Here is a 24,291-nt window from a genome sequence, read left to right as displayed (position 1 = left end):
TATTGGTAAAAGAGGAAACGATGCAAACTTACAGTTCTTAGCTAGTTTCCATTCTGCCGTTCACGGAATTTCTGCATCGCTTCGCGGCGCATATCACGCATCTGGTCTTCCGTTACTTTTTCTGCATTCGCAGGTATAGAGATGTCAGTAGTGACAGGTTTAAAATCTACTTTGATCGCGTTAAAGGAGCGACGGCTGCCTTCTGCGGAGAGTACAACGCCATTACCATCAGGCAGCAGACCGTTGATCGGGCTGTAACTGAAAGGAAGATCCTGGGTGTACCATACTGTATATTCTTCGTTACGTACGGTAACGGTAGCTTTCTTACAGGTTAAACCAGCGATCTTTTTGGTTTTGTCGCTCAGTTTTGGATCTTTTGCAGGGGTATAGGCTTCTTCGGCATAGTAAACCTTTGTCGTGTCTTCTGGTTTAGAGAAGATCTGGAGGTATTTCTTTCCCGTCAGGTCTACATAGGCATTTCCGAAGTTACGCATACCGCCGAAACGACCGCCGCCCCCACGTGGACCATTACCACCGGGACCGCCATTGCCGCCACCCGGACGCTGACCACCAAAGTTGCCACCGCCAAAGTTAGGACGTTCTGTGTCCAGCTTGCCTTTGCCACCGGTGAAGTAAAAATGCTGGTTAAAGGTGATTACCTGTTCTTCGCCATCGCCTTCTGTACCACCACGCTGGGGCATTTTTGCATTCACTTCGTAGTCGATTACGCCAGTATTTTTATCCTGTGCAAACGCCGTCATACCGGTAAAGGCAACCAGTGCGGCGCTGAGTAGAGTCTTTGATAAGTGCTTCATATGCGCTGATTTTTTCTGATACAAAAGTCATTATTCGGTTTTCATTTGTTGGTTAAATAGCTTTATTTACTGTTAATTATTGTTAATGGGATAGAGCGGGTATAGCAGGAACCAATAGTTTTGCAGCATACCCCCTTTGCCGGGGAGCTCATCTTAACAGTGAAAATTGGCAGTTATGCGTCAGCGGATCCGCAATATTCTGATACTAATGTGTGTATGTATAGTCGGCATTTACCTGTTTCAGGGATACTGGTTATACAACTCCTATCATATACAACTTGATCAGTTCAACAAGGATATTAATGAATCCCTGCGTACGGCTGTCTTCAACAAACAGTTTGCGGATGCCCGCCGTTACTTCAGGAATTTCGGGAAAGATCGTGACCGCGATTCGTTCCGGCTGTCGCCACATGATATGCCTCCTCCTTCCGGAGAACCGGACATGCGCACGATCCATCTGCAAAGGGAAAATGTAACAGATACGGTTAAACGTAGGAGAGAATTCCGCTATAACAATGATCCTTCCAAACGTGAATATGTTGATACCCTGGCACGGCAGATCTCAGATCTGATACTGCTGAATAACCTGACAAGCGATAGTGTGAAGCTGGTGAAACTGGATTCAGTATTTACCGCAGAACTGCATTCCCGCCAGATCCTGACAGGGTATGAGCTGGATACTTTCCATATCGATTTCAATGGTTATTCCAGGGATAGTTTCAGGGATAGTCTGCGTAAAAGACCTCCGTTACAAACCTCCAAGATTCCATTCAATCCTGCCAGCAATCTGTTTGTACAGGCGAAGTTTGAGTCACCTTTACAGTATATCCTGGCGAAGATGATGTGGACGCTGGTGGGCTCGCTGGTATTGCTGGTACTGACTACCATCTGTTTTGTGTATATGTTGCGTACCATATTGAAACAGAAGCGTTTGTCGGAGGTGAAAAATGATTTTATCAATAACATGACGCATGAGCTGAAAACGCCTATTGCGACCGTATACGCTGCGGTGGAAGCCATGCAGAACTTTAATGCGCTCAATGATCAGCGTAAAACCCAGACTTACCTGGATATCTCCAAGCAGGAATTGCAACGTTTGTCAGATCTGGTGGAGAAAGTATTGCATATTGCAGCAGAAGAAAGAGAGGAAATAGAACTGTTCAGGGAACCGACAGATCTCAGTGATATGATGGACAGCATCATTACCAATCACCAGCTGAAGTCCGGTCGCCCGGTACAGTTCCGGTTTGACAACCTGGTCGGAGAACGCCTGGTAAAAGTCGACAGAACGCATCTGACCAATGCGGTGAGCAATCTGGTAGACAACGCGATAAAATATTCCGGGGATCAGCCTTCCGTATATATCAAGACCTCCCTGGAGGGAAGCAGGTTGATAATCAAGGTGAAAGATAATGGTATCGGTATCCCGAAGATCTATCAGCAGAACATTTTTGATACCTTTTTCCGTGTGCCTACCGGTAATCTGCACAATGTAAAAGGGTTCGGACTGGGGCTGAGTTATGTGAAGAAGATCGTGGAACTGCATAGCGGTACTATCTCCGTCAACAGCGAACCGGAAAAAGGAAGTGAATTTATCATACAAATACTGGTTTAATACGTACAACTATGTCGAAAGTATTACTGATAGAGGATGAATGGCAATTGGGACAGATCGTGAAAGACAGCCTGGAAATGAGGGGCTTTGAGATGTTATATGCGGCAGACGGAAAAGAAGGACTCCGTTTGTATCAGGAACATCAGCCGGATGTGGTTGTACTGGATATCATGATGCCTAATATGGACGGCTTTACAGTGACCACGGAGATCAGGAAACTGGATAAGACGACGCCGATCATATTTCTGACGGCCAAATCCCAGACGACAGATGTGGTGAAGGGGTTTGAACTGGGCGGAAACGACTATCTGAAAAAGCCATTCAGCATGGATGAGCTGATCGTCCGTATCAAGGCCCTGCTGGAGCGGTTTAAGAATGCTCCTGGCGCTGCGCCTGCTGCCAGTAATGACAGCATTACGATTGGCCAGTATCACTTCAATTATACCAAGCAGACGCTGACCCGTAATAATCATACAGAGTTCCTCTCCCACCGGGAAGCGGAGATACTGCGGCGCTTATCGGAAAACCTGAACCAGGTAATGGAAAGGAAGACTGTTTTGATGGATCTGTGGGGAGATGACAGCTTCTTTAATGCCCGGAGTATGGATGTGTTTATTACCAAACTGAGAAGGTATCTGAAAGACGATCCGAGGGTCCAGATCGTGAATATAAGGGGGGTTGGTTATAAACTGATCTTTTAAATTATCTTTGCGACCTATGGAGCAGATAGAACAGCAAATAGCTGCCTACAAACAGGAGATTCTGGCTTTTGAACCAGCCACAGCTGCGGACCTTGAACAATACCGCATCAAATTCCTTGGAACCAAAGGAATTGTTAAGGCCATGTTTGGCGAAATGAAACAGGTACCTAACGAGCGTAAAAAAGAGTTCGGACAGGTCCTGAACGGCTTTAAACAGCTGGCAGAGGAAAGGTATACTCAATTTGAGCACCTGAAGGAAAACGGCGCTGCCGCCAGCACCGATATTGATCTGACACTGCCGGAAGAGCCACACAGACTGGGTTCCCGTCACCCGATCAGCGTAGTAAGAAATAAGATTATCAGCATATTTGAACGTCTGGGTTTTGCTATTGCAGAAGGTCCGGAAATAGAGGACGACTGGCATAACTTCACGGCGTTAAACCTGCCGGAAAACCATCCTGCGCGAGATATGCAGGATACGTTTTACATCAGCAAACATCCGGATTGGTTGCTGCGTACCCATACCTCTTCCGTACAGGTAAGAGCGATGGAGTCAGGCAAGCTGCCTATCCGTATCATCTGCCCGGGTCGTGTATACCGTAATGAGACGATTTCTGCGAGAGCGCATTGCTTCTTCCACCAGGTAGAAGGATTGTATATCGATGAAAATGTGTCATTTGCGGACCTGAAACAGACGCTTTACCACTTCGTGAAGGAACTGTTCGGAGACACTACACGTATCCGTTTCCGTCCTTCTTATTTCCCATTCACAGAGCCAAGTGCGGAAATGGATATTTCCTGCCAGATCTGTGGCGGTTCCGGCTGTAACGTTTGTAAACATACCGGCTGGGTGGAAATCCTGGGATGTGGTATGGTGCATCCGAAAGTGCTGGAAAACTGTGGTATCGATCCTGAGAAATATACCGGCTTTGCTTTCGGTATGGGTATCGAGCGTATTACCATGTTGAATTATCAGATCAAAGACCTGCGCCTGTTCTCCGAGAACGATACAAGGTTCCTGGAGCAGTTTGAAGGAGCGCTTTGACCGTAGACTATATTCTTTTTACAAGGAGAAAACGCGCGTTCGATATTACCGCCGTTTTCTCCTTTGTTTTTTACCCCTGAAAAATTCCACTATGTTGACGATCGATCAGATAAAAACTATCGTTGTATGCGGCGCCGGTACGATGGGCGCCGGTATCGCCCAGGTAGCGGCTATGAGCGGATATTATGCCGTTCTTTATGACCTGCAGACGGCTGCACTGGAAGGTAGTCAGCAGCGACTGGAAGAATATCTGGATAAGGCAGTCAGCAAAGGACGTATGACCCGGGAGGAAAAAGCGGGAACACTGCAACGCTACACTACCACCGCAGATATCAATAAATGTCAGGCAGACGTCGTTATTGAGGCGATTGTAGAACGACCAGACATCAAAAAGGACCTGTTTAGAAAACTGGCAGAGGTCAACGGACGAGATACCATTTTTGCCAGTAATACTTCTTCCCTTTCCATCTCGCTGATAGCAAAAGACATTATACATCCGGAACGGGTGGCCGGTATGCATTTTTTTAATCCGGCGCCTTTGATGAAGCTGGTGGAAATTGTGAGTGGCGATGAAACTGCGCCCGCGGTAGCGGAGTTGTTATATACCCTGGCCGGTAAAATGGGGAAAACACCCGTAATGGCGAAAGATACACCGGGGTTTATTGTGAACAGGGTGGCACGGCATTATTACCTGGAAGCAATGCAGATAGCCGCTGAAGGAGTGGCAGATTATAAAAAAATTGATCGTTTAATGGAAAGCGCTGGCTTTCGTATGGGGCCGTTTGCCTTGATGGACCTGATCGGTAATGATATAAATCTGGCGGTTACCCGTTCGATTTATACCGCGTATGACCAGGCGCCCCGTTTTACCCCCAGTTCGTTACAGATAGAGAAAGTAGAAGAAGGTGCACTCGGAAAGAAAACCGGGAAGGGATTTTATAATTATCTTTGACGCAAACGGGACTTACTTCATGATTTTAGTAACGGGAGGAACAGGTTTTTTAGGCAGTCATTTATTACGGAAACTGGTGAATGTCGGGGAGCCGGTACGTGCATTGTACCGCAAAAAAATTCCTCAGCAGGTAAAAGATATTCAGCATAAAATAGAATGGTTCCAGGGAGATGTACTGGACGTTATCTCACTGGAAGAGGCGATGGTGGGGATAGACAGGGTCTATCACTGCGCAGCTGTCGTGTCTTTTAGTCCCGGAGAACATGCAACCATGATGAAGGTGAATGTGGAGGGAACTGCGAATGTGGTCAACATGGCCATTGATGCCGGCGTCAGAAAGCTGGTACATGTGAGTTCCGTTGCTGCGTTGGGAAGAGCCAAAGCGGGCAGGCTGGATGAATCGTGTGAATGGCAGGAAAGTAAGAACAATTCCAAGTATGCTGTCAGCAAGTACTTCTCAGAAATGGAAGTATGGAGAGGTCGTGCGGAAGGACTAGAGGTGGCTATTGTAAACCCGAGTATCATCCTCGGATCAGGGTACTGGAATGATGGTTCAGGAGCGCTGATTAAAAACGCCTGGAAAGAATTTCCTTACTATACCCAGGGCATTAACGGATTTACCGATGTCCGGGATGTGGCTGAAGTCATGTACCGCCTGATGGAAAGTGATGTAGACGGTGAGCGTTTTGTGGTCTCTACTGATAACTGGAAGTACTATGACCTGTTCCGGCAGATGGCGGAACAACTGGGCAAGAAAGCGCCACATATACCTGTAAAGCCATGGATGGCTGAAATTGTGTGGAGAATGGAGGCATTGAAGAGCAAGATCACCGGTAAAAAGAGCATTCTCACAAAAGAAACTGCCCGAACCGCACAAATGCAGGTTTTTTATAATAGTGATAAGATGCAGCAGGCATTGCCTGATTTCACCTATATACCCCTTGAAAAGACGATTGCTGACATGTGTAAAGCCTTTCTACAGGACCAGCAACAGCAATAAAACAACATTATCTGACAAGCAGCGCGCCAATGGCCGCTGCAAGAATTGGTTGAAGCGCATTTCTCTCTATATCCGCGCTCATCCATACACGGGGATGTTCCCCGGTCACTACAGCCGCTACCACCTGTTTACGAAGGTGGAATTCATAACAGATGTTTTCATAGGAATTATGGGCGCCAAAACGGTTATTTGCCGTAACGCGCAGCTCCGTCTCCGGGGAACGCAGTACTCCTGCCGGTTTATTGTCATTCAACTCCAGGTAATTCATGTCTTTCAGGATAAGCTGCCATTGCTTTAAGGGCTCGTTTTTAGCCGCATTGATCCCTATGTAGGAGAAGAGTGCAGTCGCGGGCATTTTGTCCAGAAATGAGGGCAGAGAGAGTCCGGAAAAGGCAATATGGGCCGCTTGTGCCACCTGTATAAGTATGTCCTGCTCTTGTCCTTTTACCCGGATATTAAACGCATGCTGGGGAGATTTGATGAAAGAGAGGTCTATATTCCGGTCGATGCCGTTTTTGCGGGAGGAGGTGCTGTAAGGGCCAAAAGTAAGTGTACGGGCAGTAAACCAGCCATCGTCGATCTTCACCGGCCATTCCTGGGAGGCATCATACAATCCTTTCTGGGAGAAGCCTGCTGTAGCGGAGGCAATAACGAGTACTACTGTAAGGAGATAACGGAACATATGTCGTGCTTAAACAAACAAAAAGGCTTCATGCGTAGTGTCTGCATGAAGCCCCTTTTATAGAAAATATCAATTGCCACCCAGTTTCTGCCAGATCTCAGGGATACGTTTGATCCAGGAGAGTTCTTTCATTTTGGTGCGGGCATCTTCTACCGGCGAACCAAAATAAGTCTTACCTCCTTCGAGAGAAGAAGGAACACCACTTTGTGCAAGCACGATGGCGCCTTTACCGATGGTAAGGTCTTTGGATACGCCTACCTGACCCCAGAGTATTACGTTGTCTTCGATGTGTGCTTTACCACCTACACCTACCTGACCAGCGAAGAGACAGTTACGGCCGATCACCGTACCGTGTCCTATATGGATCATGTTATCGAATTTTGTGCCACGACCGATGATGGTATCACCACTCACCCCTTTGTCTATCGTACAGCTTGCGCCGATCTCCACGTCGTCTTCGATGATCACTCTTCCACAGCTTTCCAGTTTGTCATACATCACTTCCCTGTTCGCTCTTTTCTTGAAGTAGAAAGCATCCGCTCCGATTACGCTACCGGCATGTATGATCACATTGTTACCGATGATGGAGTTGTCGTAAATAGTTACGTTCGGATGGATGATGCAGTTGGTGCCGATGGTGACATTATTACCGATGAATACATTCGGCTGTATGATAGTGCCCTCGCCTATTACAGCAGTATCGCTGATGGGACTGGTGGAAGGTTGGAATGGTCGGAAGCGTTTAACCAGTTTTACATAAGCGCTGAATGGATCGTCTGTTATCAGTAAAACTTTACCCGGAGGGCAAGTAACTTTTTTATTGATGATGATAATCGTCGCCGCAGAACGCAGACAGGCATCATAGTACTTTTCGAAATCCACGAAAGAGATGTCACCTGGTTCAACCTTATGTATTTCGTTGATGCCGGTGGCCATCAGTTTCTCGTCGCCTTCCAGCGTAGCGCCTATGAATGCTGCTATTTCCGTTACCGCGATCGGTTCGTTAAACTTCATGTTTTCTGTTGTTTAGTAAGGCAAAGGTAGTAGAGAATCCGATATTATTGTTCATGCGTTACGTTTCATGAAGATGAGAGACAAAGTTTTAACGCTTCTTTGTAACTGTTGTTATCCACACTTTTTTTAGTGGTGTGAATAAAAAAGTTTGCAATTTTTTTCTTTTGTGATGAAATTCTTTTTAATATTGTGTAGGGAATTTTTGTTCCCTGTACTTACTAACCCATTCACATAACAAGAAAGTCTGATTGTAAACACGGTCAGACTTTTTTAATGCCCGCCAGAATCCACACCCCACAAGCATTTCCGCCGATCATACTTTCTAGATTTTCATTGCTTCGATAAGCAGCCCTAAGCTGTTTTTATCGTGCTTCATATCTGCTGTTTAGAAATTCCATTTTTTGGAAAAAGTATCCCGCATTTGGATAACGGGATACAGTTGCTTATAAAGTGATAATAATGAAGTAAATAAGTGAAAGTTGTATCAGATTGCGTTGCTGAACAGTTGGGAATGCGGCAGCTTTCTCCACAAGCGGGCATCAAACGCCATACAGATATTACGGATGAAAGGTCTGCCTTTTTCTGTGACGGTAACGCTGCCATACTGTATATCCACCAAGCCATCTTTCTCAAGCTCAGTAAGCCTTTGCAGGCTTTCTTCCATTACGCTGTCAATATTGTCGTCCGGTGTCCAGCGGGTATCTAAACCACACATGAGTGCGTGGATATGACGACGAAGGAGCAGATCTTCCGTATCGAGTATGTGTCCTCTTACAACCGGGAACTGACCACTGTTGACCAACTGTTGCCAGGTAGTAATCTTCTTTTCATTCTGTGCATATGCATACCAGCTATCTCCTATGGAAGAAGCACCTAAGCCGATCATCAGTGAGGTATGGTGATCGGTATAACCCATAAAGTTCCTGTGCAGTGAACCCTGTTTGCAGGCGTGGTATAAGCTGTCGTGCGGCAGGGCAAAGTGGTCCATACCAATCTCTGTATAACCGCTTTCAGCAAACATTGTTTTACCCAGTTCATAGAGGGCTCTTTTCTCTTCGTCCTTTGGAAGATCTTCTTCAGCATATCGCCTTTGTCCGACACCTTTCACCCAGGGAACATGTGCATAACTGTAGAAGGAAATTCTATCAGGCCGCAGCTGCATGACTTTGCTGATGGTATCCTTTACACTTGTGATAGTCTGCAAGGGCAATCCGTATACCAGGTCATAGTTAATGGAGGTATAACCGATTTCTCTGGCGGCAGCGGTTACCCGCTCTACCGTTTCATAAGGTTGTATACGGTTGATGATATCCTGTACCTGCGGATCGAAGTCCTGGATGCCGAGACTCATACGGCGAAAGCCGAGATTGTAGAGTGTAAGCATGTGTGCCGTGGTGGTGTTATTAGGATGGCCTTCGAAACTGAGGGTTGCATCCGGTAGCAGGTCGGCCTGCATATAGATGCCTGATAAGAGCTGATGAAGATTCTCCGGACTGAAGAAAGTCGGTGTGCCTCCACCGAGATGTATTTCCCTGATGCGTGGCCGTTTTTTGAATAATTCCAGGTATAATGACCATTCCTTCAGCAGCGAATCAATATAAGGCGCTTCTACCCCGTGATTGACTGTAATATGCTTATTACAGCCACAGTATGTACACAACTGTTCACAATAAGGCAGGTGGATGTAAATGCTGATTCCTTCGGTATCGTTTGTGGCGCGGAAGGATTGCAGCAAAGCCTGCTTCCAGGTATCGGTATTGAAAGAAGATTCATCCCAGTAAGGTACTGTGGGATAACTGGTATAGCGGGGAGCAGCGGTATTATATTTTCTGATGAGTTGCATATCAGGAAGGTTTATAACAGTGTTGCATTACCCTTTCGTTGGGAGCAGGTAATACCGGACTGACGTAAGGAATGTTGAGATTGAGCCCGCGCATGATCAGGAGCAGTGCCATGATCGTCATTGCGTAAGGTATACAGTGACGTAAACGGTTACGCAGGTTGATACTGATAAGATCGTTGCACCAGGTAATAGCGATCATTGCAGGTAAGGTACCCAGACCGAAAGCCATCATGAACAGAGCGCCCTGGATGTAGCTACCGGTGGCAATTGCACCGGTGACAGCAAACCAGACAAGTCCGCAGGGTAAGAGCCCGTTCAGGAAACCGATGCCATATAGCGTATGTAATTGCCTGCGCCGCAGGAGATCGCCCAGCATTCTTTTGATGTGGCGATCATAAAAGCTGGTATTCATCCGGATATGTACCTTGTTCAGGACATAGCGGCATAAGATGAACAACAGTATACCACATCCAAGCGTTACTGATAACCATTGCTGTAATCCTCCCAGGAAGAACTGTCGTCCAAGCCATCCGGCAATAGTGCCGGGAATGGCATATGCGGTGATCCTGCCGGCATTGTATAAAAGAATGCCCGTTTGTTTACGTACACCGTCCAGGTGCTGTACCGGTAAGGTAAGCGCAATGGGACCACACATACCGATGCAGTGGAAGCTGCCGATGAAACCCATTGATAAGGCGTATAACAAGGTCAGGAACATTTGCTATTAGTTGATGGTGACTAAGTTCTCCTGGAAGTAGTTTTTACCACCGGCTTCCCATTGTAACTGCACCCGGTAGTTCCCTTTCCTGAAACTCCGTTTGCTGACCAGCATCAGTCCGTTTTCGTCCGTTTTGAGTGGAACGGAAACATCCTGACGGGAATCGGATGCGCGGTAGAACAATACAGTGCCTTTCAGGGCGACTCCGTGCATCTCAGCCGGAAAAAGTACCCCAATGGATTGTACTGACTGGTTGATGCTGACAGGTGCGGAAAGCGACTGCGCTTCCCTCCTGCCATCGATCACCTGCTGGTACTTGAGTTCTTCCGCATAGTAGTCGGGTGTGACCATATCGATGCGTGTATGCATACTTTTGGTTACGAGGGTAAGGATACCTGCTGCAAAGAGTATGAATACGATGATGATTTTATGACCCCAGTTCATGACTGTAAATTTTACTGTTGTGAATTATCTGGCCGGTCCCAGAAATGTGGTGTTGAGTGTACCGGTCTTTTTATCTCCTTCATAGAGGGAAATGCGAAGAGGCGTCTTACGTTTGCTGATCGCTGTACGGGGTAGTATCACAAAGAAAATACCCTCACCCTGATCTTCTTCTTTTACCAGTATCTGCGGGTGACCCAGCAACTCTATTTTACCGTGTACATCTTCCAGTCTGAGCGTCAGGGGGATGTCGGCGGTTGTCTTGTTGACAAGTTTGATACGGTAAAGATTAGAGATACTGTCTAGGCCTCTTTCCTGGTATAACATACCTGCGGTACGGATAATTGTACCGCTGACAGGTTTGCGGCTGGCCAACATCCAGGTGATGGCTGTCAGCAAAATAACCAGTATGGAAGTATAGATCTTCAGTCGTGGTGTAAAGCGTAAAGGCTGTTTATTGGCGATCCCATTTTCGGAGGCGTAACGGATGAGATCCAGCGGGCGACCTACTTTTTCCATCATGAAGTTACACGCGTCTATGCAGGCGGTACAATTCACACACTCAAGCTGTGTACCGTTGCGGATGTCGATACCAGTCGGACAAACCTTCACACATTGATTACAATCAATACAATCACCCAGGTTATTGTCCGCATTCTTTTTGAAATGCCCGCGTGGTTCACCTCTGGTATAATCATAAGCGACTACGACAGAATCCCTGTCCAGTAATACACCCTGTAAGCGTCCATATGGACATACTATGGTACACACCTGCTCTCTGAAGAAGGCAAATACGCTGTAGAATACGCCTGCAAAAACGATCATGGTGGCCAGTCCGCCGGTATGCTCAGTTACTGGTCCGGTAATGATCTCCGTCAGGCTTTTCATACCGATGATATAAGCCAGGAAGGTATTGGCAATCAGGAAAGACAGGAGGTAAAAGAGGATATGCTTGCTGGTTTTCTTAATTATTTTGTCGGTATTCCAGGGCGCCTGTTGCAGCATTTTCTGTGCGGCGGCGTCTCCTTCGATCCAGTATTCTATTCTGCGGAACAGCATCTCCATAAAGATGGTTTGCGGACATGCCCATCCGCAGAACAGGCGGCCAAAGGCCATGGTAAATAATACGACAAACAGAATGAAGGCCACCATAGCCAGACCGAAAATGAAAAAATCCTGTGGCCAGAATATGGCGCCAAACAGGATGAACCGACCTTCTACAACATTGAATAAAAACAGGGGCCGGCCGTTCAACTGAATGAACGGTCCGGCAAAAAACGCAAGAAAATAAAGGAAGCTCAGCACACTCCTTGCGTTATAAAATTTTCCTTTCGGTTGCTGGCTGAATATCCAGCTTCTTTTTCCCTGTCTATCAACAGTAGCGATGCTATCTCTGAACGTTTCTTCCATCACAAATGCTTTTTCTTATTCTTTTTCCAATGCGCCCTGTGCTTCTTTCGGATTAGGAGGATTGGAGCCGTGAATGCTTTTGATATAGCTGGCCAGTTGTGCCAGTTGTTTCGGCGAGAAGTCATCTTTCCACGATTTCATACCCTTTTCAGGTACCCCATATTTGATGGTGGAGAAGACAGCTTTTAGTTTCCCTCCGTGCAACCAATAATCATCCGTCAGGTTAGGACCAACGATCCCTTGTCCCTGAGCGCCATGACAAGGCGCACAATTGGAGGAGAAGAGTTTTTGTCCGGTAGCGATATCATCTGCGCTGTTCAGCAGGCTGACGTTGTTTTCGTCAATATTGTTGGCGGCGTTCTTCAGGTATTCTTCTTTTGCCTCAGCAGCAGCAGCTTCTGCGATGGCTAGTTCTTCCAGCTGTGAAGGCGCGGAATGCGAGATCTGGAAGCGCCAGACATAGACAAGCGCAAATACTATACTGCAGTAGAAACCCCATCTCCACCATGGTGGCGTTGGATTGTTCAGTTCGCGGATACCGTCATAATCATGGCCCATGTCTTCATCCTGTTCAGATGCCTCATCCAGCGTCCTGGTGTCATTAAGACGCTCAAACCAGTGTTTTACAGGTTTGCCGGGAACTGCTACTTTCGGTTTCCTTTTCTTTTCCATGCCCACCAGTACACGTAATGTATAGAGCAGGGAGAAGATGATCATGATCTGTAATGCGATTACGGAGATCAGGAGATAAAAAGAGGTGTCGGAAAGTCCGCTGATGATATTGGGTGCAACGCTGACTGCTGCTTCCTTTGCATCCTGTGCAAACAGGCTGTTGGCAGAAAGTATACCAGCGAGGAGCAGTATAGCGGAAACAACTGTTTTGCTCTTTTCATTCTTCACACGTTCTCTGTAAATATCCATTGCACTGATTACAGCGCTGCCCAGTACCACGATTGCGATGAGTAGTCCGATGATGACAGTCAGTAACACAATCGCAACCGGATGTCCCAGCTCTGATGGTGGCTCAGGTTTGTACTGTGCATCTGCTGGCAGGGCGCTCAGCAGGCACAGGGAGAAAAGGCTTGTTATAGTGATTGATTTCTTGTTCATAATGTTGCAATTGGAGAATAGTAAAATGCGCATGTTGTCACCGGTGATCATCCAGCGGAATGTTGCTGATATGATCTATCATGCCTTTATCTGCTTTGAATGCCCACCATGCAGCCAGTACGAAGAATACTGTAAAGATGACCAGAGAAGAAAGCGGATAGATGCTTACGCCGGTGATGGATTCCAGGTAGTTGATAAACTTCATGTCTTGCTTGATTTACAATGTTCAGATTATTTTTTCTCCACGATTGTATTTGATTTGATGTCTGTACCAAGGCGTTGCAGATAAGCGATCAGTGCGACGATTTCTTTATCTGAGGATACTTCCAGTTTGTCTTTCTTCAGCGCTGCAGCGATTGCTTCACCCTGTTGCTGCATGTCGGCATTTGCTTTCGCTTCATAACCTGCAGGATAAGGCACACCCAGTTTACGCATGGCATTGATCATTGCCGGTGTCTTGGCTTTGTCGATCTTCTCGTCAAATAACCATGGATATTGCGGCATGATAGAGCCAGGAGACATAGAGGTCGGATCGAGCATGTGGTTGTAATGCCATGAGTGCGGATACTTGCCTCCTATTCTCGCCAGGTCAGGACCAGTTCTTTTTGAACCCCATTGGAACGGGTGGTCATAAATGAATTCACCGGCTTTGGAGTATTCACCGTAACGGGCTACTTCATCGCGGAATGGACGGATCATCTGAGAGTGGCAGGTGTAACAACCTTCTCTGATGTATACATCACGACCGTGCAGTTCAAGCGGTGTGTATGGTTTTACGCTGGTGATAGTAGGGATATTGCTTCTTACGAGGAAGGTCGGAATCAGTTCCAGGATACCGCCTATGCCGACTACAATCAGACTGAAAACAGCGAGCTGTATAGGTCTGCGTTCGATCCAGTTATGCCAGTGAGATTTACCGTGTGTATGTACTTCTTTTGGCAGAGGTGCTGCTTCAGCAGGCTCGTTGGCAACGAATGATCCGCTGCGCACAGTCTTAGCCAGGTTGAAGATCATCAGTACCACACCGGAGATATACAGTACGCCACCTAATCCGCGAAGCGCATACATCGGCACAACAGTCGCAACCGTTTCCAGGAACTGGAATTTCAGCTGTCCTTCCGGAGTAAATTGTTTCCACATCATGCTTTGTGTGAAGGCGGCCCAGTACAGCGGAATAACATAGAAGATAATACCCAGTGTACCCAGCCAGAAGTGTGTGTTCGCCCATTTACGGGAATACAGCTGTGTAGAGAACAGACGAGGTAACATCCAGTACAGGATACCGAATGTGAGGAATCCATTCCATCCCAGGGCACCTACGTGTACGTGTGCGATAGTCCAGTCAGTATAGTGGCTGATGGCGTTCACATTTTTCAGTGACAGCATCGGGCCTTCGAAAGTAGCCATACCATAACAGGTCAGCGCTACTACGAAGAACTTGAGAATAGCGTCTTCTCTTACACGATCCCATGCACCACGCAGTGTCAGCAGGCCGTTCAGCATACCTCCCCAGGATGGGGCGATCAGCATGATAGAGAATACAGTACCCAGTGATTGTGCCCATTCAGGCAATGCGGTATATAGCAGGTGGTGAGGTCCTGCCCAGATATAGATGAATATCAGCGCCCAGAAGTGGATGATAGACCAGCGGTAAGAGTATACGGGTCTGTTAGCCGCTTTAGGCACGAAGTAATACATGAGTCCAAGGTAAGGCGTGGTCAGGAAGAAGGCCACCGCATTGTGTCCATACCACCATTGAACCAGAGCATCCTGTACACCTGCATACCAGGAGTAACTTTTCAGGAAGGAAACCGGCATTTCAAAGGAGTTCACAATATGGAGCATCGCAATAGCCACCCATGTACCGATGTAGAACCAGATGGCTACGTACAGGTGCATTTCACGACGACGGAGGATTGTACCAAGCATGTTTGCACCGAATACAACCCAGATCAGTGTGATAGCGATATCAAAAGGCCATTCCAGTTCTGCGTATTCTTTACCGGTAGTACAACCCATCAGCAAAGTGATAGCGCCACCCGCGATGATGGCCTGCCATCCCCAGAAATGAATCTTACTCAGCAGATCGCTGAACATGCGCGCTTTACAAAGGCGTTGGAGGGAGTAATACACACCCATGAAGATACCGTTACCTACAAAGGCGAAGATGACAGCGTTGGTGTGAACGGGCCTCAGACGGCCAAATGTTGTAGGTGCATAGCCAAGATTCAGATCGGGAAGCACGAGCGCCAGTGCAGCCCATAATCCAGCGAGCATACCGACCAGCCCCCAGCCGATACAGGCGTATGCAAACCATTTCACGGTACGGTTATCGTACGAAAATTTTTCGAGAGACATGTTTGTTCAATTACGAATGATAAGAGATGCGTTGCTAGTATAAAGAGGAGCGTTAGTTGTGCTGGCAGATGCGTGATTTACAGTTGGTGTTTGTACATGCATTCCCTGATTTGCAGGTCGTTTCGGCCGGTTTGGTTTCGAACAGTACACGATGTGCAGGAGAGAAATTATCTTCAAATTGTCCATTCCTTACTGACCATATAAAAGCCGCCAGAAAGAATAGGGCTACCAGCAGGCTGGCTCCGAGAAGGATGATGATCACGCTCATAGTAATTGTTTTTAATTTCTATGAACAAAGCTAGTTTGTTGTGGATGGGGGTACGATGATGCTGCTCAACCAGTATACTGATTCATATCATGATCTGTTCATCCATTCACTCAGGCCGTAGGTCAGTAATACAATGCTGATAGAGCTGGCGGGCATCAGTATAGCGGCCGTCAGCGGAGAAAGAATGCCCTGTACTGCAAAGAAAAGACCAATGAAATTGTAGAGTAATGAAATGATGAATGTAATGATGATGATACGTCTGTTATTACGGCAGGTGCTGATCAGCCGGGGTAAATGTATGAGTGATGCTGCTTCAAGGATACCGTCGCTGGCGGGTGTAAAATTGTTACTGTTTTCTGTCAGTGAGATGCCAACGTCGCTTTGTTTCAGCGCACCGGCATCATTCAGCCCATCTCCTATCATCAATACACGATGTCCCTGCTGCTGTAATGAAACGACGTAATTCAGTTTGTCGGCTGGTTTTTGTGCAAAATGGAGACTGGCGGAAGGGCCCATGATCTTTTGGAGATAAGCGCTTTCTGCATCGTTATCGCCGGAGAGTAAGGATAAATGATATTGTCGTTGTAGCTGTTGGAGCAAAGATTGTATACCATTTCTGTATTGATGACGAATGATAAAACGGCCGACCTGATGACCGTCAATTTTTACATACACGGTGCTGCCATCGGAGCTTACATTGGTGTCTGCTCCTATAAAGGCGGCGCTTCCCAGTTGAATGAAATTATATTCTATCCAACCGCTGATCCCATTTGCTTCAATGCTGCGGAAATTGCGGACAGGTAAACGCTCGTCCCTGCCAAAGAAGCTGGCGATCATTTTACTGAGCGGGTGACTGGATTGTGCGGCCAGGGTACCGACGGCGATCAGTTTTTCCGGTGTAAGTGTTTCTCCTTCATATGAAATAGTGGCTTCTGCTTTACCGGTAAGCGTGCCTGTTTTATCGAATACGATGTGATCTATTGTCGCCAGGCGTTCAATCGCTTCTGCATTGCGCAGATATAGATGACGACGACTGAGGATGCGTAGAATATGCCCATTGGTAAAAGAGGCGGCCAGTAATAATGCACAAGGACAGGCAATGATCAGTACAGCTGTTACAGCCGGCCATATACGGGCGGCATCATGCATCCACCAGTAAGTAGCGGCAATGACAGCAATACTCAGTACTACCCAGGTGAAATAACGGCTGAGCATATGGATAAAGGACACCTGTTTCTCCTGGGGAGAGCGGAGTTCTTCCCTGTTCCAGAGACTAGTCAGGTAACTTTGTGCCACTTCTTTAATGGTCAGGATTTCAATATTTCCTTCCAGTTGTTTGCCGCCTGCATATACGATTTCTCCTGTGGCTTTATGTACGGGTACCGCTTCTCCTGTTACAAAGCTGTAGTCTATGATGGCATCGCCTTTTACCAGGATCCCGTCTGCAGGAATCAGCTCCTGATTGTGAATAAGCAGGGTATCATTATTACGGATATCGGGTAGTGCCATAGGTACTTCCCGGCCCTTTTTCAGTACAGAGACCGCGATTGGGAAATAGGCGGTGTAATCACGATCAAAAGAAAGTCCCTGGTATGTTTTGTCCTGCAATATTCTGCCAACAAGCATAAAAAAGACGATCCCGGTCATGGAGTCAAAATAGCCCGCCCCCTGTCCGCTGAATACATCAGTCAGACTACGGATGAAAGTAACAATGATGGCCAGGACGATTGGTACATCAATATTGAGGAATCCGGTTTTCAGGCCACCCCAGGCCGAGCGGAAAAACACCTGGGCGCTGTAGAAGAAAACAGGCAGGGACAGACTGAGATTCAGCCAGCGGAAAAGATGGTTCATTTTTTCATCGGAATAGCCGTAACTGGAGAAATACTCCGGGAAACTGAGCAGCATAATATTGCCAAAGCAGAAACCGACTACACCGAGCCGGTATACGAGGTCGCGTTGTATACGAGGTTTTTTCTGCCGCAGATCCTGCAGGCTGATATAAGGTTCATACCCGATACTGGTCAGGGTTTCTGCGATATGCCGGAGGGAAGTTTCGTCCTGTCGGAACACGACGAGGGCTTCTTTGCGGGTAAAGTTGACTGTGACCCGTTGTACGCCGGTATCCAGACGATGCAGGTTTTCCAGCAACCAGAGACAGGAACTGCAATGGATATGTGGGATGTAAAAGGTGATATGGGTCTGGCTGTCGTCCTGGAATTGTATCAGCTGTTGTTGTATTTTTTTATCATCGAGGAAGGCAAATTTGTCTTTACGAACGGAGATACGTTGCGACTGACCAGGATTTTGGTTCAGGGTATAATAGTCGCAAAGTCCGTTTTCGTTCAGGATCTCGTATACCAGTTTGCATCCTTCGCAGCAGAAGTGATTGTTTTCCAGTACAATTTTGTTGTTTGGACAATCTTCTCCACAGTGAGCACATTGCAATTTTGTATCAGGAGTGACAGCGGTATTTGCCATAATAAATGGTTTGCTGCAAAACTACCCGGATGTAAAAAGGGGGGCAATGATGGGTATCAAAGGGAGGACTGATCTGTGTCAGTAAGCAGGGAAAATGCGTGTAATATCTTTGTGGAGGAAACAGATTAATCCTGCAGGTTGGCGGTCCGGGTCAGTTCTTCCGGATTCAGCAGGCGGATTTTTTTGCCCTGGAGCTCAATAAGACCATCTTTTTTAAATTCAGACAGCAGGCGGATGGCCGATTCAGTGGCTGTTCCGACCAGGTTGGCGATCTCTTCGCGGGAAAGGCGAACGTTGAGGGTGCTGCCATCCTGTTCTACCCCATAGGTTTCTCTGATGAAAAGAAGTGTTTCGGCGAGGCGTTCACGCACAGGTTTTTGTGCCAGGTGCGTGATCTTCATTTCGGCTTTTCTGAGTTCACTGGCGAGAATGCGCATCATTTCCAGGGAAAGGCTGGCATCTTTCTGCAACACGCTCATGAAAAGATCTTTTGGAATGAAGCAGACGGAGGAGTCGTCGAGGGCTATTGCCGAAGCTGTATATCGTTCGGCGCTGAGCAGCGCTTTATAACCTATAATATCGCCGGGTTTGGCCAGACGAACGATTTGTTCGCGGCCATCATCTCCGCAGTGGGATAATTTTATCTTGCCTGTATTTACGCAATAAATGCCGAACGGGTAAGCGCCTTCCTGGAAAACGATCTGTCCTTTTTTGTAAGTAGTACAAACTTTTGCGGACTCTATCTCTTCCAGATTACACTTCTCTGCCTTGAATAAAATTGATCCAAAGCGGTCCTGGCAATTCGCACATGAGGCATTATGGTAAGGCGTACACATAAGTTTCAGTTGGCAAAATTACTAATTTACAGCCAAAATAAACGTACGACCTTACTACTTCGGGTATGCCTTTTAAATATTATATAATATATAAGCCTTTCCAGGTACTTACGCGTTTCGGGAAAGAAGAGGGAAAGGCCAGTCTGGCGGACTATTTCGACGTACCGTCGGACGTATATCCGGTGGGCAGATTGGACTATGACAGCGAGGGATTACTGATCCTCACGAACGATAAATCCTTAAATCACCGTTTACTGGACCCCAAATTTTCGCACGAGCGGGAGTATTGGGTGCAGGTGGATGGTGCGGTAAATGCGGAGGCGATACAACAGCTGAAGCAGGGCGTTAAGATCGCTATAGATGGGAAGCCCTATCAAACCCGCCGTTGTCAGGCGGCTATCTTTGAGGAGGAACCACCGGTACCGGAGCGGAATCCCCCTATCCGTTTCCGTAAGCTGATTCCGGCGCCCTGGATCAGATTGACCCTTGGAGAGGGAAAAAACCGGCAGGTCAGAAAAATGACTGCTGCGGTGGGTTTCCCGACGTTGAGACTTATACGTTACCGCATAGCCCGTATTACGGTGGAGGGCTTAGAACCGGGCCAGATGCGGGAAATGGACCGGAAAGAGATCTTCGATCTGCTGTTTTAGGCGGCATACACGGGGAGGCCCCGACGGGCGTTGAGCCGGGGCGTACAGAAACAGTATATGGTTTGCCTGCACGTATTCTTTGCGTTTTGGGCTAATTTAGGTAGGTTTGTTGCCTACAAATCTCTATTATGCTGAAATCAATGACCGGCTTTGGAAGGGCGGAAATAACCAAGGGGGAAACTACGATTGTTGTGGAAGTGAAATCGCTGAACGGGAAGCAGTTTGAGGTGAACCTTAAAATATCGCCATTACTAAAGCCTTATGAGTTTGACATCCGTAATATAATGCAGCAGTCTTTGTTGCGTGGTACATTGGATGCGACGGTAAATATCAGGCAGAATGGAGCTACGCGTCCGGTGGTAATCAACACTGATCTTGCGAAGTATTACCATCAGTCCATCAAGACGCTGGCTACAGAACTAAACCTTCCGCAGGAGGATATGCTGAATGTGTTGATGAAATTACCGGAAGTGGTATCGCCTGCGACAGAACAGATCTCTGAAGAAGAGTGGCAGGAGGTGGAGAATGTGATCAGACAAGCGGTAGCTGATCTAGATGCACATCGTGCGGATGAAGGAAAGATGCTGTCAGCCGATCTGCTGTTGCGTATAGAGAACATAGGAACCTATTGTGCAAAGGTGCGTGAACTGGATCCGCTGCGTAAAGACAAGGTACGTCAGCGTCTGGAAGCGCTGCTGGCAGAACATGTGGGTAAGGAAAATGTGGATGAGAACCGTCTGGAGCAGGAGCTGATCTTTTATTTAGAGAAACTGGATATCTCAGAAGAGCTGATAAGACTGGAGAATCACTGCCGCTATTTCAAGGAAATCCTGGCAGACGGTGATCCGGGGAAAGGTAAAAAACTGGGATTTGTATTGCAGGAAGTGGGTAGAGAGATCAATACAACCGGTTCAAAAGCCAATGACGCCAGCATCCAGCAATGGGTGGTGTTGATGAAGGACGAACTGGAAAAGGCGAAAGAGCAGGTATTGAATGTATTGTAAGAGGACGTCGATCTTTACCTAATAAACGTATTTTCAATAAAATATGAATAGACTCTGCCGGATGATGGCGGCCGCGGGAATGTTGCTTGCAGCAGCTTCCTGTCAGCCCCTGAAAATGGAAACCTATGAAAAGAACCTGGATATTCCGGGACATGAGTGGGCTTATGCGACTAAACCCGTTTTTGAGGTGACCGTGCAGCCTCAGGATACGGCTTATCTTTATAACATTTATGTGAATGTAAGGCATAAGGACTCCTACCCTTACAGCAATATCTGGCTGCTGGTCCATACACAGTTCCCTGGTGATAAACCGGTGGCACAGCGGGTGGAACTGCCCTTGGCCGATGTGTCGGGCAAATGGTTAGGTAGCGGCCTGGATGACATCTACGAGCACAGGATCCCTATTCAGCAGAATGCAATGCTGAACAGGGTGGGAACCTACAAGTTTACTTTTGAACAAAACATGCGGCAAAATCCGTTGCCCGATATTATGAATGTAGGCCTGCGGATCGAGAAAGCCGGTTTACGAAAAAATGAAAAAGCTATTCCGTAATATGCAGGAAGGGAGAGCAATCTCCTTTATTTATCTTTTTGTGCTGGCATATACCATTCTCGCACTGGTATGGTGGGGGGTGCTGCTGTTTAATCAAAGCGAGCAGATCACCCGGTTTGAGATACAAAACCTCGTTTTACGTACTGACAGTATTGCACATCCTGTCGAATATCACCAGGAACTGACGCGTATACAGACGACGGAAGAGAGACGTTCTGTCATGTTCTTTGGAGAAGGCCTTATTTTTCTGGCCATCATTTTACTGGGTGGATTCTTCGTTTATCGTGCTATCTGGAAGCAAATGCGCCTTTCCCAGCAGCAGCAGAACTTTATGATGGCGGTAACGCACGAACTGAAATCGCCTATAGCCGCCGCCAAACTAAATCTTGAAACACTTCGCAAACACAAGCTGGACGAAGATAAGCGACTAAAGCTACTGGATAATACCATCCGGGAAACCAACCGTCTGGACCAGCTTTGTAATAATATATTGCTGGCTTCACAAATGGAGTCACAGCGTTACCAGTTGTTTCGTGAGGACATGGACTTTTCTTCCCTGCTGGAAAACGGGGTGAAGGAAATCCAGTCACGCATTTCGACACATACGATACAGGCACATATTTTGCCTGATGTCTGGGTCAACGGAGATAAATTCATGCTGCAGATCTTACTGAGCAATCTCGTAGAAAATGCCGTGAAATACGCCCCCCGGAATACCAGGATCGATGTGTGTCTGGAGGAATGCAATAACAACCTGTTAAAGCTGAAAGTTACGGATGAAGGGCCAGGCATACCGGCAGATGAACGGGAAAGGATATTCCTCAAGTTTTATCGTATAGGCAATGAGAATACGCGTAAGGCGAAGGGGTCCGGACTCGGGCTGTTTCTCAGCAGAAAAATCGTACAGCAACATGGAGGAACGATTGTCGTGAAAGATAATATACCCGCAGGCGCCAGTTTTGAGATATCCTGGCCGGTATATTCCATTCAAAGAGTGTAAATTAGTGATAGCAATTATTAACTATGAAGGAAGCTACTAAAGCATCCATACTACTGGTAGAGGACGAAGAGAACCTCCAGGAGGCGCTGAAGCTGAACCTGGAACTGGAGGGATATGAAGTAACGGCTGTAGATAATGGTACCGCTGCTTTAAAGGCGGTAAAGAACGAATATTTTGACCTGATCATACTGGATATCATGCTTCCGGAAATGGACGGTATCGCCGTTTGTGAGAACATCCGTATTCAGAATAACGAAGTACCTATCCTGTTTTTAAGTGCCAAAAACAGCAGCGCTGACCGCGTACTGGGTCTGAAAAAAGGCGGGGACGACTACATGACCAAGCCTTTCAACCTGGAAGAACTGCTGCTGAGGGTAGAGAAGCTGATCGTAAAAAACAAACGCATACAAGATAAGGACAGTGTTTCTACCGTATACCACTTCGGTAGCAATGAGATTGACTTTGCCGCCCAGGAATGTATCGGCAAAGATGGTAAACACTATGAGCTGAGTAAGAAAGAAACCATGCTCCTGAAACTGCTGATCGAGAATAAAGGCGAGGTCGTGACCCGTGAAAAGATCCTGCAGGTGGTTTGGGGGTACAACGTCTACCCTACTACCCGTACTATTGATAACTTTATATTGAACTTCCGTAAATATTTCGAAGAAGACAGCCGGAACTCCAGGTATTTCCATTCCGTAAGAGGTGTGGGCTATAAATTTACCGAATAAGCATTGTTACCAGTTACCCTGATTTTTGCCCCGGTTGTTCTGTAAATGCTGCCTTGTAATAATTGCCCCTTTCCCGGCAAGCGGAATTGATGGATATTTAACACCAGTCTTGACTACATTGCATGATCGTGCCTGCCGGAGCGTACGACTTTGCAAGGGACTTATATTATATCCTTTCGCAAACCTTTACAAATTTGGTTTTTTGCTCTAACATACTCAATGCAGTAGGTTGGCCGTACTGGGTGTTTTTTCTGTTGAGTTTGATCATGATCTGCTGTGTCTTCTATGTCAGGGAGCGGCGCATAAAGCAGGCATCAACAAAAGAGATAAGCAGGCAACAGCAGCTGATACACCTGGAAATGCATGCATTCCAGGCGCAGATGGATCCGCATTTTATCTTTAACAGTCTGAATGCTATACACCACTACATCCTTACTACCAGTACCGATCTTGCGTCCCTCTACCTCACACGGTTTGCCCGTCTGATGCGGCTTATTATACGTAACTGCAACAAGGAATGGGTCAATTTAGAAGAAGATATAGAGGCTTTAGAACTGTATCTGCAGCTGGAACAGCTGCGTTTTGGTGCGCAGTTCGACTATGAACTGGACATCGCCCCGGATGTATTCCAGCAGGTTACTTTTGTGCCGCCATTAATTATCCAGCCCTATATCCAGGAGGCTATCTGGAGACGCCTGCTATTAAGACCCACAAAAAGCGGTGGTTGCCTCCGGATCTGTATCAATCGTGCCAATGAAATGCTGATTGTCAGAATTGAAGATAACGGTGTTAACCAGGACCCACGCGCAGATGAAGCTCACCTCTCCAAGGGTATCAGTATCGCCGTGGCGAGATTACGGGCCATTAATGAGCGGTATAACATGCATGCCGGCATTACTGAGCAGGCGCTTTACAATGATCTGAAACAACCTGATGGTCACGTTGTTATAATTAATATGCAGCAGGCTGCTGCCAGAGAAGGGGTAATGTAATGTATAAAAACGGCATCTGCGTAAAAGAAACTTTCACATCTTTACACTAAATATTGTATTTTTTATAAGCCC

General features: G+C 46.9%; 24 protein-coding genes. 11 read left to right on the top strand and 13 right to left on the bottom strand.

Going from position 1 to position 24,291, the window contains the following annotated elements; translation table 11 throughout:
• Positions 1–41: 41 nt before the first annotated feature.
• Positions 42–815, bottom strand: a complete 774-nt coding sequence (locus tag CPIN_RS36295) for a GLPGLI family protein (RefSeq protein ID WP_012788369.1) — start codon at positions 813–815, stop codon at positions 42–44.
• A 175-nt stretch (positions 816–990) separates the two neighbouring features.
• On the opposite strand from CPIN_RS36295, the gene CPIN_RS03425 reads away from it, so the two are divergent.
• From CPIN_RS03425 to CPIN_RS03405, 5 genes are all read left to right on the top strand, one after another.
• Positions 991–2,430 carry a sensor histidine kinase gene (locus CPIN_RS03425; protein WP_012788368.1) on the top strand — a complete coding sequence of 480 codons (1,440 nt, stop codon included), beginning with the start codon at positions 991–993 and terminating at the stop codon, positions 2,428–2,430.
• Positions 2,431–2,441: 11 nt separating this feature from the next.
• The gene (locus CPIN_RS03420) at positions 2,442–3,131 is read left to right on the top strand and encodes a response regulator transcription factor (RefSeq protein WP_012788367.1); all 690 of its coding nucleotides are present in this window, start codon (positions 2,442–2,444) and stop codon (positions 3,129–3,131) included.
• 16 nt (positions 3,132–3,147) lie between these two features.
• Positions 3,148–4,176, top strand: a complete 1,029-nt coding sequence (gene pheS / locus CPIN_RS03415) for a phenylalanine--tRNA ligase subunit alpha (RefSeq protein ID WP_012788366.1) — start codon at positions 3,148–3,150, stop codon at positions 4,174–4,176.
• A gap of 91 nt (positions 4,177–4,267) precedes the next feature.
• Positions 4,268–5,128 carry a 3-hydroxyacyl-CoA dehydrogenase NAD-binding domain-containing protein gene (locus tag CPIN_RS03410; protein WP_012788365.1) on the top strand — a complete coding sequence of 287 codons (861 nt, stop codon included), beginning with the start codon at positions 4,268–4,270 and terminating at the stop codon, positions 5,126–5,128.
• A gap of 19 nt (positions 5,129–5,147) precedes the next feature.
• Positions 5,148–6,128 carry an NAD-dependent epimerase/dehydratase family protein gene (locus CPIN_RS03405; RefSeq protein ID WP_012788364.1) on the top strand — a complete coding sequence of 327 codons (981 nt, stop codon included), beginning with the start codon at positions 5,148–5,150 and terminating at the stop codon, positions 6,126–6,128.
• 7 nt (positions 6,129–6,135) lie between these two features.
• Here CPIN_RS03405 and CPIN_RS03400 read toward each other — a convergent pair whose 3' ends face one another.
• From CPIN_RS03400 to CPIN_RS03345, 12 genes are all read right to left on the bottom strand, one after another.
• Positions 6,136–6,810, bottom strand: a complete 675-nt coding sequence (locus CPIN_RS03400) for a hypothetical protein (protein ID WP_012788363.1) — start codon at positions 6,808–6,810, stop codon at positions 6,136–6,138.
• Between the two features lie 69 nt (positions 6,811–6,879).
• The gene (locus tag CPIN_RS03395; RefSeq protein ID WP_012788362.1) at positions 6,880–7,824 is read right to left on the bottom strand and encodes a UDP-3-O-(3-hydroxymyristoyl)glucosamine N-acyltransferase; all 945 of its coding nucleotides are present in this window, start codon (positions 7,822–7,824) and stop codon (positions 6,880–6,882) included.
• Between the two features lie 484 nt (positions 7,825–8,308).
• A complete protein-coding gene (gene hemN / locus CPIN_RS03390; RefSeq protein WP_012788361.1) occupies positions 8,309–9,667 on the bottom strand; it encodes an oxygen-independent coproporphyrinogen III oxidase in 1,359 nt (452 codons plus the stop codon).
• Between the two features lies 1 nt (position 9,668).
• Positions 9,669–10,385: a sulfite exporter TauE/SafE family protein gene (locus tag CPIN_RS03385; protein ID WP_012788360.1), complete on the bottom strand. Its 717-nt coding sequence runs from the start codon at positions 10,383–10,385 to the stop codon at positions 9,669–9,671.
• Between the two features lie 6 nt (positions 10,386–10,391).
• Entirely contained in the window at positions 10,392–10,829 is a 438-nt protein-coding gene (locus tag CPIN_RS36290) for a FixH family protein (RefSeq protein WP_012788359.1), read from the bottom strand.
• A 24-nt stretch (positions 10,830–10,853) separates the two neighbouring features.
• A complete protein-coding gene (ccoG, locus tag CPIN_RS03375; RefSeq protein ID WP_012788358.1) occupies positions 10,854–12,236 on the bottom strand; it encodes a cytochrome c oxidase accessory protein CcoG in 1,383 nt (460 codons plus the stop codon).
• Positions 12,237–12,251: 15 nt separating this feature from the next.
• On the bottom strand, positions 12,252–13,346 hold the full coding sequence (locus tag CPIN_RS03370) for a cbb3-type cytochrome c oxidase N-terminal domain-containing protein (protein WP_052306730.1): 1,095 nt from the start codon (positions 13,344–13,346) through the stop codon (positions 12,252–12,254).
• Positions 13,347–13,383: 37 nt separating this feature from the next.
• Entirely contained in the window at positions 13,384–13,551 is a 168-nt protein-coding gene (locus tag CPIN_RS03365; protein WP_012788356.1) for a hypothetical protein, read from the bottom strand.
• A 26-nt stretch (positions 13,552–13,577) separates the two neighbouring features.
• Entirely contained in the window at positions 13,578–15,704 is a 2,127-nt protein-coding gene (gene ccoN, locus CPIN_RS03360; protein ID WP_012788355.1) for a cytochrome-c oxidase, cbb3-type subunit I, read from the bottom strand.
• A gap of 52 nt (positions 15,705–15,756) precedes the next feature.
• On the bottom strand, positions 15,757–15,972 hold the full coding sequence (gene ccoS / locus CPIN_RS03355) for a cbb3-type cytochrome oxidase assembly protein CcoS (protein ID WP_012788354.1): 216 nt from the start codon (positions 15,970–15,972) through the stop codon (positions 15,757–15,759).
• 87 nt (positions 15,973–16,059) lie between these two features.
• On the bottom strand, positions 16,060–18,453 hold the full coding sequence (locus tag CPIN_RS03350; RefSeq protein ID WP_012788353.1) for a heavy metal translocating P-type ATPase: 2,394 nt from the start codon (positions 18,451–18,453) through the stop codon (positions 16,060–16,062).
• A gap of 125 nt (positions 18,454–18,578) precedes the next feature.
• Positions 18,579–19,289 carry a Crp/Fnr family transcriptional regulator gene (locus CPIN_RS03345; RefSeq protein ID WP_012788352.1) on the bottom strand — a complete coding sequence of 237 codons (711 nt, stop codon included), beginning with the start codon at positions 19,287–19,289 and terminating at the stop codon, positions 18,579–18,581.
• A gap of 65 nt (positions 19,290–19,354) precedes the next feature.
• Here CPIN_RS03345 and CPIN_RS03340 point away from each other — a divergent pair, with 65 nt between their 5' ends.
• The 6 genes from CPIN_RS03340 (at position 19,355) to CPIN_RS03315 (ending at position 24,219) form a co-directional block, all read left to right on the top strand.
• Positions 19,355–19,939: a pseudouridine synthase gene (locus CPIN_RS03340; protein WP_012788351.1), complete on the top strand. Its 585-nt coding sequence runs from the start codon at positions 19,355–19,357 to the stop codon at positions 19,937–19,939.
• Between the two features lie 128 nt (positions 19,940–20,067).
• Complete coding sequence (locus tag CPIN_RS03335) at positions 20,068–20,943, top strand: YicC/YloC family endoribonuclease (protein ID WP_012788350.1); 876 nt, start codon at positions 20,068–20,070, stop codon at positions 20,941–20,943.
• A 43-nt stretch (positions 20,944–20,986) separates the two neighbouring features.
• Positions 20,987–21,496: a gliding motility lipoprotein GldH gene (locus CPIN_RS03330; RefSeq protein WP_012788349.1), complete on the top strand. Its 510-nt coding sequence runs from the start codon at positions 20,987–20,989 to the stop codon at positions 21,494–21,496.
• The gene (locus tag CPIN_RS03325; RefSeq protein WP_052306728.1) at positions 21,477–22,496 is read left to right on the top strand and encodes a sensor histidine kinase; all 1,020 of its coding nucleotides are present in this window, start codon (positions 21,477–21,479) and stop codon (positions 22,494–22,496) included. The genes CPIN_RS03330 and CPIN_RS03325 overlap by 20 nt, the downstream gene beginning before the upstream one ends.
• 23 nt (positions 22,497–22,519) lie before the next feature.
• Positions 22,520–23,227 carry a response regulator transcription factor gene (locus tag CPIN_RS03320; protein WP_012788347.1) on the top strand — a complete coding sequence of 236 codons (708 nt, stop codon included), beginning with the start codon at positions 22,520–22,522 and terminating at the stop codon, positions 23,225–23,227.
• 266 nt (positions 23,228–23,493) lie between these two features.
• Positions 23,494–24,219, top strand: a complete 726-nt coding sequence (locus CPIN_RS03315) for a sensor histidine kinase (RefSeq protein ID WP_187294735.1) — start codon at positions 23,494–23,496, stop codon at positions 24,217–24,219.
• Positions 24,220–24,291: the final 72 nt, after the last annotated feature.

Origin of the sequence: Chitinophaga pinensis DSM 2588, from assembly GCF_000024005.1 — a bacterium.
Taxonomy (GTDB): domain Bacteria; phylum Bacteroidota; class Bacteroidia; order Chitinophagales; family Chitinophagaceae; genus Chitinophaga; species Chitinophaga pinensis.
The sequence above is the reverse complement of the archived record's forward strand: the minus strand, read 5'-3'. Positions and strand labels throughout refer to the sequence as shown.

What these genes read in the sequence shown, in the direction of transcription:
- CPIN_RS36295 (WP_012788369.1), bottom strand. Translation starts at nt 815, where the DNA reads ATGAAGCACTTATCAAAGACTCTACTCAGCGCCGCACTGGTTGCCTTT.
- CPIN_RS03425 (WP_012788368.1), top strand. Translation starts at nt 991, where the DNA reads ATGCGTCAGCGGATCCGCAATATTCTGATACTAATGTGTGTATGTATA.
- CPIN_RS03420 (WP_012788367.1), top strand. Translation starts at nt 2,442, where the DNA reads ATGTCGAAAGTATTACTGATAGAGGATGAATGGCAATTGGGACAGATC.
- pheS (WP_012788366.1), top strand. Translation starts at nt 3,148, where the DNA reads ATGGAGCAGATAGAACAGCAAATAGCTGCCTACAAACAGGAGATTCTG.
- CPIN_RS03410 (WP_012788365.1), top strand. Translation starts at nt 4,268, where the DNA reads ATGTTGACGATCGATCAGATAAAAACTATCGTTGTATGCGGCGCCGGT.
- CPIN_RS03405 (WP_012788364.1), top strand. Translation starts at nt 5,148, where the DNA reads ATGATTTTAGTAACGGGAGGAACAGGTTTTTTAGGCAGTCATTTATTA.
- CPIN_RS03400 (WP_012788363.1), bottom strand. Translation starts at nt 6,810, where the DNA reads ATGTTCCGTTATCTCCTTACAGTAGTACTCGTTATTGCCTCCGCTACA.
- CPIN_RS03395 (WP_012788362.1), bottom strand. Translation starts at nt 7,824, where the DNA reads ATGAAGTTTAACGAACCGATCGCGGTAACGGAAATAGCAGCATTCATA.
- hemN (WP_012788361.1), bottom strand. Translation starts at nt 9,667, where the DNA reads ATGCAACTCATCAGAAAATATAATACCGCTGCTCCCCGCTATACCAGT.
- CPIN_RS03385 (WP_012788360.1), bottom strand. Translation starts at nt 10,385, where the DNA reads ATGTTCCTGACCTTGTTATACGCCTTATCAATGGGTTTCATCGGCAGC.
- CPIN_RS36290 (WP_012788359.1), bottom strand. Translation starts at nt 10,829, where the DNA reads ATGAACTGGGGTCATAAAATCATCATCGTATTCATACTCTTTGCAGCA.
- ccoG (WP_012788358.1), bottom strand. Translation starts at nt 12,236, where the DNA reads ATGGAAGAAACGTTCAGAGATAGCATCGCTACTGTTGATAGACAGGGA.
- CPIN_RS03370 (WP_052306730.1), bottom strand. Translation starts at nt 13,346, where the DNA reads ATGAACAAGAAATCAATCACTATAACAAGCCTTTTCTCCCTGTGCCTG.
- CPIN_RS03365 (WP_012788356.1), bottom strand. Translation starts at nt 13,551, where the DNA reads ATGAAGTTTATCAACTACCTGGAATCCATCACCGGCGTAAGCATCTAT.
- ccoN (WP_012788355.1), bottom strand. Translation starts at nt 15,704, where the DNA reads ATGTCTCTCGAAAAATTTTCGTACGATAACCGTACCGTGAAATGGTTT.
- ccoS (WP_012788354.1), bottom strand. Translation starts at nt 15,972, where the DNA reads ATGAGCGTGATCATCATCCTTCTCGGAGCCAGCCTGCTGGTAGCCCTA.
- CPIN_RS03350 (WP_012788353.1), bottom strand. Translation starts at nt 18,453, where the DNA reads ATGGCAAATACCGCTGTCACTCCTGATACAAAATTGCAATGTGCTCAC.
- CPIN_RS03345 (WP_012788352.1), bottom strand. Translation starts at nt 19,289, where the DNA reads ATGTGTACGCCTTACCATAATGCCTCATGTGCGAATTGCCAGGACCGC.
- CPIN_RS03340 (WP_012788351.1), top strand. Translation starts at nt 19,355, where the DNA reads ATGCCTTTTAAATATTATATAATATATAAGCCTTTCCAGGTACTTACG.
- CPIN_RS03335 (WP_012788350.1), top strand. Translation starts at nt 20,068, where the DNA reads ATGCTGAAATCAATGACCGGCTTTGGAAGGGCGGAAATAACCAAGGGG.
- CPIN_RS03330 (WP_012788349.1), top strand. Translation starts at nt 20,987, where the DNA reads ATGAATAGACTCTGCCGGATGATGGCGGCCGCGGGAATGTTGCTTGCA.
- CPIN_RS03325 (WP_052306728.1), top strand. Translation starts at nt 21,477, where the DNA reads ATGAAAAAGCTATTCCGTAATATGCAGGAAGGGAGAGCAATCTCCTTT.
- CPIN_RS03320 (WP_012788347.1), top strand. Translation starts at nt 22,520, where the DNA reads ATGAAGGAAGCTACTAAAGCATCCATACTACTGGTAGAGGACGAAGAG.
- CPIN_RS03315 (WP_187294735.1), top strand. Translation starts at nt 23,494, where the DNA reads ATGATCTGCTGTGTCTTCTATGTCAGGGAGCGGCGCATAAAGCAGGCA.